The sequence below is a fragment of the Corynebacterium pygosceleis genome (assembly GCF_016595275.2).
Taxonomy (GTDB): domain Bacteria; phylum Actinomycetota; class Actinomycetes; order Mycobacteriales; family Mycobacteriaceae; genus Corynebacterium; species Corynebacterium pygosceleis.
On the sequence record NZ_JAENIQ020000003.1, the window covers coordinates 469,957 to 483,512 of the forward strand.

Annotated in this window: 12 protein-coding genes; 11 read left to right on the top strand and 1 reads right to left on the bottom strand. The window is 67.0% G+C overall.

The window, feature by feature from the left end:
* Positions 1-47 precede the first annotated feature (47 nt).
* The 9 genes from JIM94_RS08595 (at position 48) to argH (ending at position 10,490) form a co-directional block, all read left to right on the top strand.
* Positions 48-1,196 (top strand): PTS sugar transporter subunit IIC, encoded by a 1,149-nt coding sequence (locus JIM94_RS08595; RefSeq protein ID WP_200252053.1) that lies wholly within the window; start codon positions 48-50, stop codon positions 1,194-1,196.
* Between the two features lie 118 nt (positions 1,197-1,314).
* Positions 1,315-2,358: an N-acetyl-gamma-glutamyl-phosphate reductase gene (gene argC, locus JIM94_RS08600; RefSeq protein ID WP_200252056.1), complete on the top strand. Its 1,044-nt coding sequence runs from the start codon at positions 1,315-1,317 to the stop codon at positions 2,356-2,358.
* Positions 2,359-2,412: 54 nt separating this feature from the next.
* Complete coding sequence (gene argJ, locus JIM94_RS08605) at positions 2,413-3,585, top strand: bifunctional glutamate N-acetyltransferase/amino-acid acetyltransferase ArgJ (RefSeq protein WP_200252058.1); 1,173 nt, start codon at positions 2,413-2,415, stop codon at positions 3,583-3,585.
* Between the two features lie 61 nt (positions 3,586-3,646).
* Complete coding sequence (gene argB / locus JIM94_RS08610) at positions 3,647-4,588, top strand: acetylglutamate kinase (protein ID WP_200252060.1); 942 nt, start codon at positions 3,647-3,649, stop codon at positions 4,586-4,588.
* Positions 4,585-5,826 carry an acetylornithine transaminase gene (locus tag JIM94_RS08615; protein WP_200252062.1) on the top strand — a complete coding sequence of 414 codons (1,242 nt, stop codon included), beginning with the start codon at positions 4,585-4,587 and terminating at the stop codon, positions 5,824-5,826. Before argB ends, JIM94_RS08615 begins: the two co-directional genes overlap by 4 nt.
* A 7-nt stretch (positions 5,827-5,833) precedes the next feature.
* The gene (gene argF / locus JIM94_RS08620) at positions 5,834-6,805 is read left to right on the top strand and encodes an ornithine carbamoyltransferase (RefSeq protein ID WP_200252064.1); all 972 of its coding nucleotides are present in this window, start codon (positions 5,834-5,836) and stop codon (positions 6,803-6,805) included.
* Positions 6,802-7,284: an arginine repressor gene (locus JIM94_RS08625; RefSeq protein ID WP_200252066.1), complete on the top strand. Its 483-nt coding sequence runs from the start codon at positions 6,802-6,804 to the stop codon at positions 7,282-7,284. Before argF ends, JIM94_RS08625 begins: the two co-directional genes overlap by 4 nt.
* 408 nt (positions 7,285-7,692) lie before the next feature.
* Positions 7,693-8,895, top strand: coding sequence for an argininosuccinate synthase (locus JIM94_RS08630; protein WP_200252068.1), 1,203 nt, complete (start codon positions 7,693-7,695; stop codon positions 8,893-8,895).
* Between the two features lie 161 nt (positions 8,896-9,056).
* Positions 9,057-10,490 (top strand): argininosuccinate lyase, encoded by a 1,434-nt coding sequence (argH, locus tag JIM94_RS08635; RefSeq protein WP_200252070.1) that lies wholly within the window; start codon positions 9,057-9,059, stop codon positions 10,488-10,490.
* 39 nt (positions 10,491-10,529) lie between these two features.
* Here the strand turns inward: argH and JIM94_RS08640 are convergent, their stop codons facing one another.
* Complete coding sequence (locus tag JIM94_RS08640; RefSeq protein ID WP_200252086.1) at positions 10,530-11,696, bottom strand: pyridoxal phosphate-dependent aminotransferase; 1,167 nt, start codon at positions 11,694-11,696, stop codon at positions 10,530-10,532.
* A gap of 211 nt (positions 11,697-11,907) precedes the next feature.
* On the opposite strand from JIM94_RS08640, the gene JIM94_RS08645 reads away from it, so the two are divergent.
* Both JIM94_RS08645 and tyrS read left to right on the top strand, forming a co-directional pair.
* Positions 11,908-12,087, top strand: a complete 180-nt coding sequence (locus tag JIM94_RS08645; RefSeq protein ID WP_200252090.1) for a Trm112 family protein — start codon at positions 11,908-11,910, stop codon at positions 12,085-12,087.
* Between the two features lie 46 nt (positions 12,088-12,133).
* Entirely contained in the window at positions 12,134-13,408 is a 1,275-nt protein-coding gene (tyrS, locus tag JIM94_RS08650) for a tyrosine--tRNA ligase (protein ID WP_200252199.1), read from the top strand.
* The last annotated feature ends 148 nt before the right edge of the window (positions 13,409-13,556 follow it).

A 13,556-nucleotide genomic window follows, 5' to 3' on the forward strand; every position in this document is an offset into this window, starting at 1 on the left:
GTCCGTATGCCACTGATGCCGGGGTGGAGTCGCTAGAGTCACGATCTGTGAATCGACTACTACGCAAATGGGCGTCACTCTTCTTCATCGACGCGCTCACCGGTATGGCCTTCGGCCTGTTCGCCACGCTCATCGTCGGAACCATCATGGTCCAGTTGGGGCGCTACGTACCGGGTACCGTCGGCGAGTTCCTCGTCGTCACCGGATCCGTGGCCTCCGTGCTGACCGGTTTCGGCATCGGGATCGGCGTCGCCCACCGACTGTCCGCCTCCACGTTCGTGATCGCGGGGACGGGCGTCGCGGGGATGGTCGGCGCCCACGCGGGCAAGATCCTCGGGGGAGACGTCGTCGAGGGCCTGTCGTTCCAGCTCCTCGGTCCCGGTGAGCCGCTCGGTGCGTTCATCGCGGCGTTCATCGCGGTGGAATGCGGTCTGTTCGTCTCCGGGAAGACACCGGTCGACATTCTCGTCACACCGTTCGTGACGATCTGTTCGGGATCTGCGGTGGGGCTGCTGATCGGCCCGACCATCTCCGGGTTCATGACACGACTGGGGGAGATCATCAACTGGTCGGCGCAGCAACAGCCGTTTCTCATGGGCATTCTCGTGGCGGTCATCATGGGAATCTGCCTGACCCTGCCGATATCCTCCGCCGCGCTGGGAATCATCCTCGGATTGTCGGGACTCGCGGCGGGAGCCGCCACGGTCGGCTGCTGCTGCCAGATGGTCGGCTTCGCCGTGGCGGGCTGGCGGGAGAACCGGTGGGCCGGTCTGATCTCCCAGGGGCTCGGCACATCGATGCTGCAGATGCCGAACATCATCCGCCGCCCGGTCATCTGGTTGCCGTCCATCATCGCCTCCGCGATCCTCGGCCCGGTCGCGACGACGGTGTTCGGTATGGAGAACAATCCGGCAGGTTCCGGCATGGGCACCTCAGGTCTGGTGGGGCAGCTCATGACCTGGAGCGTCATGTCCCCGGATCATGAGGCGCTGCCGCTCGCACTGATGATCCTCGGGCTCAACATCGTCGGACCGGCGGTCCTCGTTCTCGCGGTCTCGGAGGGGATGCGTCGCAGGGGCTGGATCCGCCCGGGGGACATGGCACTGGCACGACCGGAGTCGGTGGACGGTGACAGCCGGGAATCCGCCCCCGCCGGTGGCGCCGCGGTGTCCGCGTCTCCCGGAACCGGCGGGTAGTCGTCACGATTCATGGACCGTTCGGCCCGGCGCGTCCCGGTCCGGGGCCCGGGAGTGCGGGCGGGACACGTCGTATGCATAATTTGCAGAATCGCGCATAAATGATATGCTGTCGTCCATGTCAGTCACAGTTGCAGTCGCAGGGGCCAGCGGATATGCCGGAGGGGAGATCCTGAGGATCCTCCTCGGACATCCCGCATACCGGAGCGGTGAGTTGAGCATCGGCGCACTGACCGGTGCGTCCACGGCGGGAAGTACCGTCGGCGAGCTCATGCCCCACCTTCCCGAGCTCGCGGACCGGGTCATCGGACCGACGACCGCCGACGAACTGGCCGGCCATGACGTGGTGTTCCTCGGTCTGCCCCACGGGCACTCCGCCGCGATCGCGGAACAGCTCGGACCGGACACGGTCGTCATCGACTGTGCCGCCGACTTCCGTCTCGACGACGCCGCCGACTGGGAACGGTGGTACGGATCGGAGCACGCCGGCACCTGGCCCTACGGCATCCCGGAGATGCCCGGTAACAGGGAGACGCTGCGGGGGTCCAAACGTGTCGCCGTGCCCGGTTGTTTCCCCACCGGTGCCACCCTGGCCCTGCTTCCGGCGGTCGCTGCGGGGGTCATCGTCCCGGACATCTCCATCGTGTCCGTCACCGGCGTCTCCGGAGGGGGGAAGAAAGCCAGTGTGGGACTCCTCGGCAGTGAGACGATGGGATCGCTCAAGGCCTACAACACCGCAGGCAGGCACCGGCACACCCCGGAGATCGCCCGGAACCTGCGTCTCCACAGTCAATCCCCGGTCACGGTGTCCTTCACCCCGGTGCTCGCGCCTCTGCCGCGCGGTATCCTCACCACGGCGTCCGCCCCACTGCTCGGCGGCGTCACGGAGGACGGGGTCCGGGCACTCTACCGGGAGGCCTACTCGGGGGAACCCTTCGTCCAGCTGCTTCCGGCCGGTGTCCAGCCGCAGACCCAGAACGTCCTGGGGTCGAACATGTGTCAGATACAGGTCGAGATCGACGCCGACGCCGGGCGGTTGCTCGTCACCAGCGTCATCGACAACCTGACGAAGGGTACCGCCGGGGCCGCGGTCCAGTGCATGAATCTCGCCCTCGGTCTCGACGAGACCGCCGGTCTTCCCCGATGCGGGGTGGCCCCCTGATCCGCCGACACCGACCAGAGACACCATCGAGACCACACCCCAAGGAAGTGCCCCATGTCTGACACCGGAATCACCGCCCCCAGAGGCTTCGCCGCCGCCGCCACGACCGCGGGAATCAAGGCGTCGGGGAACCCCGACATGGCCCTCGTGGTCAATCAGGGACCCGAACAGACCGCAACCGCCCTGTTCACCCGGAACCGGATCGTCGCGGCTCCCGTGAAGATCAGCCGTCGGAGCGTCGCCGACGGTCAACTCCGGGCGGTCGTCTACAACTCCGGGAACGCCAACGCCTGCAACGGTTCCCGTGGGGAATCGGATGCGACGGACACCGTCGAACGTGTCGCGGAGTTGCTCGGGGTCACGGCCACCGACGTCGCCGTCTGCTCCACCGGTCTCATCGGTGAACCACTGCCGATGGACCTCGTTCTCCCCGGTGTCGACAAACTCGTCGAGGGACTCGCGGTGAATGACGGTGACAACGGTGCCGCCGCAGCCGAGGCGATCATGACCACCGACACCGTCATGAAGCAGTCCGTCGCGCACGGCGCCGGGTACACGGTGGGTGGGATGGCGAAGGGCGTCGGCATGATGGCACCGTCACTGGCCACGATGCTCGTCTGCCTCACCACGGACGCGGTGATCACCCGCGAGATGGCCGACACCGCACTGCGTGCCGCCACCGCGGTGACCTTCGACTGTCTCGACATCGACGGCTCCACCTCCACCAACGACACCGTCCTCCTCCTCGCGTCCGGCGCCTCCGGTGCGACCCCGGACCAGGACGACCTGAACGAGGTGGTGCTCAGGGTGTGCACCGACCTGTCCAAGCAGCTCCAGTCGGACGCCGAGGGGGTGACCAAACGCGTGGCCGTCACCGTCACCGGTACCACCGACGACGCGCAGGCGGCCAACGCCGCACGGACACTCTGCCGTGATCCGCTGTTCAAGTGCGCCATGTTCGGTTCCGACCCGAACTGGGGGAGGGTGCTCGCCGCCGTCGGCATGGCGGACGCCGACATGGATCCCGAACACATCTCCGTTCACTTCAACGGTCAACCCGTCTGCCTTGACTCCTGTGGTGCCCCCGGTGCCCGCGACGTCGATCTCTCCGGTCGTGACATCGACGTGACCGTCGATCTCGGTACCGGTGGTCCCGGCACCGCCACACTGCGCACGACCGACCTGTCCCACGCCTACGTCGAGATCAACTCCGCCTACTCCACCTAGCGGGCGATCTCCCTCCACGACCACCGAGAATCCCCACGAGACCCAGAAACCGGGACGAGACATGAACGACATGATGAAGGACATCACGCCAGAGGTGCGGGCGAACGTCCTCGCCGAGGCGCTGCCCTGGCTCAAGCACTTCCGCGACAAGATCGTCGTCGTCAAGTACGGCGGGAACGCCATGGTCGACGAGGACCTCCGGGCGGCCTTCGCCGCCGACATGGTCTTCCTCCGGACGGTCGGCGCGAAACCCGTCGTCGTGCACGGCGGTGGTCCGCAGATCAACGCGATGCTCCAGAAGCTCGGTATCGAGGGGGAGTTCCGCGGTGGATTCCGGGTCACCACCCCCGAGGTCATGGAGATCGTCCGCATGGTTCTCTTCGGACAGGTCGGCCGTGATCTCGTCGGACTGATCAACTGCCACGGCCCGTACGCCGTCGGTTGCTCGGGGGAGGACGCGGGTCTGTTCACCGCGGAGCGACGACTCGTCGAGGTTGGCGGTGAACCCACCGACATCGGTCTCGTCGGCGACATCACGCACGTCGACGCCTCCTCGCTCATGGACATCATCGACGCCGGGCGGATCCCCGTCGTCTCGACGATCGCCCCGGACGAGGACGGTCAGATACACAACATCAACGCGGACACCGCAGCGGGCGCGCTGGCCAGCGCCATCGGCGCCGAACGTCTCATCATCCTCACGAACGTGTCCGGTCTCTACACCGACTGGCCCGACACCTCGTCGATGGTCAGCAAGATCTCCGTCGGGGATCTCTCGGCGCTCCTCCCGTCCCTCGACGCCGGCATGATCCCCAAGATGGAGTCCTGCCTCAACGCCGTTCGCCAGGGGGTGCACGCCGCGCACGTCATCGACGGGCGGGTCGCGCACTCCGTGATCCTCGAACTCCTCACGGAAGGCGGCATCGGCACGATGGTGCTGCCGGACACCTACGACCGTGACGACTACCCGGCCCCGACACAGTTCCAGAAGGTGAAACCATGAACGAAACCCGGACAGACGACCACGACACCCTCGCCCGGTGGTCGGGTGCGCTGATGAACACCTACGCCCCGGCACTCGACCTCGTCTCCGGTGACGGGGCCGAGGTCACCGCCGCCGACGGCACGGTGTATCTCGACCTCCTCGCCGGTATCGCGGTGAATTCCCTCGGACATGCGCACCCGGCCGTGATCGAGGCCGTCGACGACCAGATCCGCAGGTTCGCCCACGTCTCCAACCTCTTCGCCTCCCGTCCCGTCGTCGACGTCGCCGAGAAACTCGGGGAACGGTTCGCCCACGGGGACGCGGCCGTCGCGGAGTCGACCCGCGTTTTCTTCTGCAACTCGGGTGCCGAGGCGAACGAGGCCGCCTTCAAACTCGCGCGACTCACCGGGAAACGCCGGGTGCTGGCCGCCGAACACGGATTCCACGGCAGGACCATGGGGTCACTGGCGCTCACCGGGCAGCCCGACAAGCGGGCCGCGTTCGAGCCCCTGCCCGGAGGAGTGGAGTTCTTCCCCTACGGTGACATCGACTATCTGCGGAAACTCGTGGACATCAACCCGACGGACACCGCGGCGATCATCCTGGAACCGATCCAGGGCGAGACGGGCGTGATCCCCGCCCCGGACGGTTTTCTCGCCGCCGTGAGAGAGCTCTGCGACGAACACGACATCCTGTTCATCGTCGACGAGGTGCAGACCGGCGTCGGCCGGACCGGGGACTTCTTCGCCCACGCCCACGAGGGGATTCTCCCCGACGTGGTGACGATGGCCAAGGGGCTGGGTGCCGGCCTGCCCATCGGCGCCTGTCTCGCCCACGGCAGGGCCGCCTCGCTGTTCGGTGTCGGCAGTCACGGCACGACCTTCGGCGGCAACCCCGTCGCCTGTGCCGCCGCCTCAGCGGTCCTCGACACGATCGACGAGGACTTCATCTCCGGGGTCCGGGCCAAGGGTGAGCACTTCACGGCGGCCATGAAGGCCGTCGACGGTGTCACCGAGGTCCGGGGGCGCGGACTCATGCTGGGGCTCGTCCTCGACGAACCGGTGGCGAAGAAGGCCGTGACCGTCGGGCTCGAACACGGCCTGATCCTCAACGCCCCCTCCGACACCGTCATCCGCATCACCCCGCCGCTCGTCATCACCACGGAGCAGCTGGACTCAGCCGTCGAACGCATCGGCGCCGTTCTCGCCGAGGTCCGGGACCGGGCCGCGGCGACCAAACAGAACAACGAAGGGTAGGAGACACATGACCACCACACCGAACGTCCGGCACTTCCTCGCCGACGACGACCTCACCCCGGCGGAACAGGCCGAGGTCCTCACCCTCGCCGCCGAGCTCAAGGCTGACCCGTACTCACGCAAGCCGCTGGCCGGTCCGCAGTCGGTCGCCGTCCTCTTCGACAAGACGTCGACCCGCACCCGGTTCTCCTTCGACGCCGGTATCGCCGCACTCGGCGGGAACGCCATCGTCGCCGTGGCCGACAAGACGCAGATGGGGAAGGGGGAGACCTACCAGGACACCGGAGCGGTTCTCTCCAGGTTCGTCTCCATGATCGTGTGGCGCACCTACGCCCACGACAACCTCCTCGCCATGGCGGAGACCGCGACGGTCCCGATCATCAACGGGCTCTCCGATGATCTGCACCCCTGCCAGATCCTCGCCGACCTCCAGACCTGCATCGAGAAGCTCGCACCCGAACAGGGGCCGGCCGGTATCCGCGGCAGGAGCGCCGTGTACATAGGGGACGGGGCCAACAACATGGCCAACTCCTACCTCATCGGCTTCGCGACGGCCGGGGTGAACATGACCATCGTCGCGCCCGAGGGCTTCCAGCCCGAACGACGCTTCGTCGAGCGCGCACGCGCCGTCGGTGCGGAGACCGGTGCGGAGATCACCGTCACCGACAGCCTCGACGGTGTGGACGGCGCGGACATCGTCATCACGGACACCTGGGTGTCCATGGGGCAGGAGAACGACGGCATCGACCGCGCCGCGGTGTTCCGCCCCTACCAGGTCGACGACGCCGTCATGGCCCGCGCGGCCGCCGACGCGATCTTCCTCCACTGTCTGCCCGCCTACCGGGGAAACGAGGTCACCGCCGAGGTCATCGACGGACCGCAGTCCGTCGTGTTCGATGAAGCGGAGAACCGCCTGCACGCCCAGAAGGCGCTCATGGCCTGGCTGCTGGAGAACCAGCCCGGTGGTGCGGCACGATGAGTCGGCCCGCACCGGTGACCCGCGCAGCGAGGCAGGGGCGGATCGTGGAGATCCTGGAGAAGTACCGGGTCTCCTCCCAGGTCCAGCTCTCCGAGCTGCTGCTCGACGAGGGCATCGACATCACGCAGGCCACCCTGTCACGTGACCTCGATGAGCTCGGTGCGAAGAAGGTCCGGCCCGACGGGGGACGGGCGTTCTACACCATCGGCCCCGCCGAGGCACCGCTCACCGAGCAGATGCGCGGGCCTGCGGAGAAGCTCCGTCGGATGCTCGACGATCTCCTCGTCAGCGTCGACTCCTCCGGGAACACCGCCGTGCTGCGGACCCCGCCGGGGGCCGCGCAGTACCTGGCCAGCTTCATCGACCGGGTCCAGATGGACGAGGTCGTGGGATGCATCGCGGGTGACGACACGATCTTCGTCATCGCTCGCGAACCTCTCACGGGAAAACAGCTCGGTGAGATGTTCGAGCGGCGGTAGCCGCACCGTCACCGGTGGGGGTCGTGTCGTTCCGGTCCCGATCCCGGGAAAAGGGGGAAGGGCCTGGGGCGCGGAGACCTCGGCGATGTGCCGGGGGCCGGTCCGGACGACAGTAGTCACCCGCACGGGGGTCCCCGGGCGGCCGGGACCGTCGCGGGGCGTCCCGGCCCCGGGCCCGCATGGGGAACCTGAACCGTCGAGCATTGCATAATTTGCATATTCATGAATAAACCGTCTAGAGTTGCGGTTGTCGCACAGTGGCACCCGGATCTCACGTACCGGAGCCCGGCTGCACCTGCACCACCTGCACTGTTAGTGTGTGGTGCACGCGTGAGTTGTCCGGGGCACCGTGATTGCCGCTGGTGGAACCCACATAACAAACGATGAAGCACCTCTCAAGGAGAAGACATGACTGATCGCGTAGTTCTCGCCTATTCCGGCGGTCTCGACACCTCGGTGGCCATTCCCTACCTGGCCAAGATGACCGGTGGCGAGGTCGTTGCCGTCGCCCTCGATCTCGGCCAGGGCGGCGAGGACATGGAGAGCGTGCGTCAGCGTGCCCTCGACTGCGGCGCCGTCGAGGCCGTCGTCGTCGACGCCAAGGACGAGTTCGCCGAGGAGTACTGCCTGCCGACGATCAAGGCCAACGGCATGTACATGAAGCAGTATCCGCTGGTGTCCGCCATCTCCCGGCCGCTCATCGTCAAGCACCTCGTCGAGGCCGCCGAGGAACACGGTGGAACACACGTCGCCCACGGTTGCACCGGTAAAGGCAACGACCAGGTCCGTTTCGAGGTCGGCTTCGCCGACACGAACCCCGACCTGAAGATCATCGCCCCCGCACGTGACTTCGCCTGGACCCGGGACAAGGCCATCGCCTTCGCCGAGGAGATCAACCTCCCGATCGAGCAGTCCACCAAGTCCCCGTTCTCCATCGACCAGAACGTCTGGGGCCGCGCCGTCGAGACCGGGTTCCTGGAGGATCTCTGGAACCCGCCGACGAAGGACCTCTACGCCTACACCGAGGACCCGGCGATGGGCAACGCCCCCGACGAACTCATCATCTCCTTCGAGAACGGTGTCCCGGTCGCCATCGACGGTAGGAAGGTCAGCGTTCTCGAGGCCATCGAGGAACTGAACCGGCGCGGCGGCGCCCAGGGCGTCGGTCGACTCGACATGGTCGAGGACCGGCTCGTCGGCATCAAGTCCCGTGAGGTCTACGAGGCTCCCGGCGCGATGGTCCTCATCACGGCGCACCAGGCACTCGAGGACGTCACCGTCGAGCGTGAGCTCGCCCGCTACAAGCGCCTCATCGACGCCCGCTGGTCCGAGGAGGTCTACGACGGTCTCTGGTTCGCTCCGCTGAAGCGCTCCCTCGACGCCTTCATCGAATCCACCCAGGAGAACGTCACCGGTGACATCCGGGTCGTCCTGCACGGCGGGCGCGTGACCGTCAACGGCCGCCGCTCCGAGTCGAGTCTCTACGACTTCAACCTCGCCACCTACGACACGGGCGACACCTTCGACCAGACCCTCGCCCGTGGCTTCGTCGAGCTGCACGGCCTGTCCTCGAAGATCGCGTGCCGCCGCGACCGTGAGGCCGGCAAGTAGAATCCACGGTCATGCAGCAGCCCTTCCACCGGTGACCCCGCCCCGACCGGGTCGGATGCCATCGGCGGAGGGGTTTTCGCCGTGACCGGTGCCGCACCGCGCGGTGCCACAAGACGAACCTGAATGAAACAGCACATCTCCCGAAGGAGCCGATGACAACCGTGGAACAGCACAAGACAAACGAGGGTGCCCTCTGGGGCGGCCGTTTCTCCGGAGGCCCCTCCGAGGCGATGTTCGCCCTGAGCGTGTCCACCCACTTCGACTGGGTCCTCGCCCCCTATGACGTGCTGGCCAGCAAGGCCCACGCGAAGGTCCTGAATGCGGCGGGACTCCTGTCGGACGCCGACCTGGAGACGATGCTCACCGGTCTCGACGAGCTGGGGGAGAAGGTCGCCTCGGGGGAGTTCGGTCCCGAGCCGACCGACGAGGACGTGCACGGCGCCATGGAACGGGGACTCATCGACATCGTCGGTCCCGGTGTCGGCGGGCGACTCCGTGCCGGTCGTTCACGCAACGACCAGGTCGCGACACTCTTCCGGATGTGGGTCCGGGACGCCGTCCGCGACATCGCCCTCGGTGTCACCGATCTCGTCGACGCCCTCGTGGGACAGGCCGAGGCGCACCCCGACGCCATCATGCCGGGCAAGACCCACTCCCAGGCCGCGCAGCCGGTGCTCCTCGCGCACCAGCTGCTCGCCCACGCACAGCCCCTTCTCCGCGACGTCGACCGCATCCGGGATCTCGACAAGCGTCTCGCGGTCTCCCCCTACGGCTCCGGCGCCCTCGCCGGGTCCTCCCTGACCCTCAACCCGGAGGCGATCGCCGAGGAGCTCGGCTTCGACTCGGCGGCGGACAACTCCATCGACGGCACGTCCTCCCGCGATTTCGCCGCCGAGACGGCGTTCGTGCTCGCGCAGATCTCCGTCGACATGTCCCGGTTGGCCGAGGAGATCATCTACTGGTGCACTCCGGAATACGGTTACGTCACGCTCGATGACGCCTGGTCCACCGGTTCGTCGATCATGCCGCAGAAGAAGAACCCCGATGTCGCCGAGCTGACCCGGGGCAAGACCGGTCGTCTCATCGGCAACCTCACCGGACTGATGGCGACACTCAAGGCGCAGCCGCTCGCCTACAACCGCGACCTGCAGGAGGACAAGGAGCCCATCGTCGACTCCGTCGCGCAGCTCAACCTCCTGCTCCCCGCCATGACGGGCCTCGTCTCCACCCTCACCTTCCACCCGGAGCGGATGGCGGAGCTGGCCCCCGCGGGGTTCACCCTCGCCACCGATCTGGCCGAGTGGATGGTCCGCCAGGGCGTTCCGTTCCGTGAGGCCCACGAGGCGTCCGGCGCCTGCGTCCGGATCGCCGAGGCCCGCGGTGTCGGCCTGGACGAGCTGACCGACGACGAGCTCGCCGGTGTCGATCCGCGTCTCACCCCCGAGGTCCGGGAGGTGCTCACCGTCGAGGGCGCGGTGGCCTCACGCGCGACGCGCGGCGGTACCGCGGGCGTCCGCGTCGTCGAGCAGCGGGAACGGGTCGCCGACCGGTCGGCCGACTTCCGCACCTGGGCGCAGACCCCAGTTCGCGCCTGATCAGTCCCGCCGAGCGACCGGGGCGTCTCCGCCGCAGGCTCAGATGAGACGCGCGACGGCGTCCCGGATCAGGTGCTCACGTTTGCAGAAGGCGAAACGGACCAGGGGATCGAGGTGCCCGGTGTCCGGGCTCGTGGCGAACGCGGACACCGGAATCCCGACGACTCCCCGGTCGATGAGGTCCCCGGTGCAGAAGTCCGCGGCGTCCGTGACGCCGAGCGGAGTGGCGTCGGCGATGACGAAGTAGCCACCGGCGCAGGCCTTGACGTCGAAGCCCGCACGGTCGAGCCCGTCCATGAGCAGATCACGGCGTCGTTGCATCTCATCACGGAGCCCTCCGATCCAGGCCTGTTCATTGTCCAGGGCGTGTGCGACAGCGGGCTGGACATGGCCGACCCCGACGAACGTCAGGAACTGCTTCGCCTTGGTCACGGCGTCGATGATCTCCGGCGTGGACAGCGCCCAGCCGGTCTTCCAGCCGGTGACGTTGAGGCATTTCGCGGCGGAGGAGACGGTCACCGTGCGTTCCCGCATCCCCGGGAGCAGGGCGATGGGGGCGTGATGACGGCCGTCGTAGAGGAGTTTCTCGTAGACCTCGTCCGACAGGACCAGCAGGTCGTGCCGTCGTGCGAGATCCGCGACGACCTCCAGATCGTCAGCACCGAACACGTGCCCGGTCGGGTTGTGCGGTGTGTTGATGATGATCATCGCGGTAGCCGGCCCCACGGCCGCGCGGAGCGCGGCGTGGTCCAACCGCCAACCGGTGTCGGTGTCCCCGTCGGGAAGCAGCGGAACCGGGACGAGGGTCGCACCCGCGAGCGCGACCGCCGCCGCATAGGCGTCGTAGTACGGCTCGATCACCACAACTTCGCTGCCCGGCTCCACCAGCGCGAGCACCGTCGCGGAGATCGCCTCCGTGGCACCGACGGTGACCAGAACCTCATTCTCCGGGTCGAGGTGGTGCCCGAGATTCTTCTGTCGATCCGTGGCGATCGCCGCCCGTAACCCGGCGAAACCGCGTCCGGGAGGGTACTGGTTGTTGCCTTCCCGGATCTGACGGGCGGCCTCATCGAGCATCGACCGGGGCCCGTCCTCGTCGGGGAAGCCCTGACCGAGGTTCACCGCCCCCCTCTCGACGGCCAGATTGGTCATCGTGGCGAAGATGGTCTCGGGGAAGTGGTCGAGTCTGGATACGAGGCGTGACATGGGCGCCAAGTCTAGCCGTGCACGGTGTGCACCGGACCGCTCCCGTGGTCGGGAACCTGGATGCGGGGGAGCGGTGGCGGGACTGGACGTGGACGATTTCCCGGCATGGCGGGGCGACCGCCCCCAGACGGCGGGCCCCAGGATGTGTCGGGGTTACGGGGCACCGGGCCGGGGGAGGGCGGTGCGGGGCCACCGGGTAGGATCGGTGGCCATGAGTATCGATCCACAGTTGCTTGATGTGCTCGCCTGCCCGAAGGACAAGGGGCCGCTGAAGTATCACGAGGAAGACCAGCTTCTGGTCAACGAGAGGCTCGGACTCGCCTATCGCATCGACGATGACATCCCCGTGCTTCTCATCGACGAAGCGGTAACCTGGCCGCCCGTCGACTGAACCACCCGTGAACCCCCAACCGAGCAGTCTTTCAACGAATGAGGAACTGATGATGAACATCATTGACGAACTGAGCTGGAGAGGTCTGATCAACCAGTCGACCGACCTCGACAAGCTCCGCGAGGAAACCGATTCCCCGATCTCCCTCTACTGTGGTTTCGATCCGACCGGTCCGTCGCTGCACGCCGGGCATCTGGTCCCGCTCCTGCTCCTGCGCCGCTTCCAGCGGGCCGGTCACCGTCCGGTCGCCCTGGCCGGTGGTGCGACGGGCATGATCGGTGATCCCAGGGACGTCGGGGAACGTTCCATGCTCACCGAGGACGCTGTCGCGGGCAACCTCGAGCGGATCCAGAAACAGCTCGCCCGTTTCATCGACTTCGAGGGCGAGAACGCCGCGGTCATGGTCAACAACGCCGAGTGGACCAGCAACCTCAGCGTCATCGACTTCCTCCGGGACGTCGGCAAGCACTTCTCCCTGAACACCATGCTGAACCGCGACACCGTCAAGCGTCGCCTCGATTCGGACGGTATCTCCTACACGGAGTTCTCCTACATGCTTCTCCAGGCGAACGACTACGTGCGACTGAACCGGACACACGACTGCGTCCTCCAGATCGGCGGCGGTGACCAGTGGGGCAACATCGTCTCGGGCGTGGATCTCAACCGACGCGTCAACGGCGTCACCGTCCACGCGTTGACCGTTCCGCTGGTCACCGACAGTGAGGGAAACAAGTTCGGTAAGTCGACCGGTGGTGGCAAGCTCTGGCTCGATCCGGAGATGACCAGCCCCTACAGCTGGTACCAGTACTTCTTCAACACCAACGACGCGGATGTCATCAAGTTCCTGCGCTGGTTCACGTTCCTCGATAGGGATGAGCTCGACGCTCTCGGGGTCGAGGTGGCCGAACGCCCGCACAAGCGTGAGGCGCAGAGGCGTCTCGCCCGCGAGATGACGACCCTCGTCCACGGTGCCGAGGCCACCGAAGCGGTGGAACTCGCGGCGCAGGCACTGTTCGGGCGTGCCGAGCTCGACGATCTCGACGAACGCACACTCGAGGGAGCGGTCTCCGAGACGACCGTCGCCGAGATCGGTCCGGATTCCCCGCGCACGATCGTCGATCTCCTGGTCGCCACCGGACTCGCGGAGTCCAAGGGAGCGGCCCGCCGCTCGATCAAGGAGGGCGGTGCCTACGCCAACAACGTCCGTATCGTGGACGAGGAGTGGGAACCCGCCGAATCTGATCTGCTCCACGGCAGTTGGATCGTGCTGCGCCGGGGCAAGAAGAACTTCGCCGGAGCACACTTCACGGCCACCGATTAACGGACAGTTCACCTCACGACACGACGCCCCTCTCTCCGCCGGCTGCGGTGGAGCGAGGGGCGTCGTGTCTTTCCCTGGTTTCGACGGGGGACGTCGCCGGAGGCCCGTGCCTCCGGGAAGGTTCTTGAAGGCAATCCCGAAAAACGCG

Excerpts from the sequence above, each read along its gene's own strand:
- argC (WP_200252056.1), top strand. The coding sequence starts at position 1,315 with ATGTCAGTCACAGTTGCAGTCGCAGGGGCCAGCGGATATGCCGGAGGG.
- argJ (WP_200252058.1), top strand. The coding sequence starts at position 2,413 with ATGTCTGACACCGGAATCACCGCCCCCAGAGGCTTCGCCGCCGCCGCC.
- argB (WP_200252060.1), top strand. The coding sequence starts at position 3,647 with ATGAACGACATGATGAAGGACATCACGCCAGAGGTGCGGGCGAACGTC.
- JIM94_RS08615 (WP_200252062.1), top strand. The coding sequence starts at position 4,585 with ATGAACGAAACCCGGACAGACGACCACGACACCCTCGCCCGGTGGTCG.
- argF (WP_200252064.1), top strand. The coding sequence starts at position 5,834 with ATGACCACCACACCGAACGTCCGGCACTTCCTCGCCGACGACGACCTC.
- JIM94_RS08625 (WP_200252066.1), top strand. The coding sequence starts at position 6,802 with ATGAGTCGGCCCGCACCGGTGACCCGCGCAGCGAGGCAGGGGCGGATC.
- JIM94_RS08630 (WP_200252068.1), top strand. The coding sequence starts at position 7,693 with ATGACTGATCGCGTAGTTCTCGCCTATTCCGGCGGTCTCGACACCTCG.
- JIM94_RS08640 (WP_200252086.1), bottom strand. The coding sequence starts at position 11,696 with ATGTCACGCCTCGTATCCAGACTCGACCACTTCCCCGAGACCATCTTC.
- JIM94_RS08645 (WP_200252090.1), top strand. The coding sequence starts at position 11,908 with ATGAGTATCGATCCACAGTTGCTTGATGTGCTCGCCTGCCCGAAGGAC.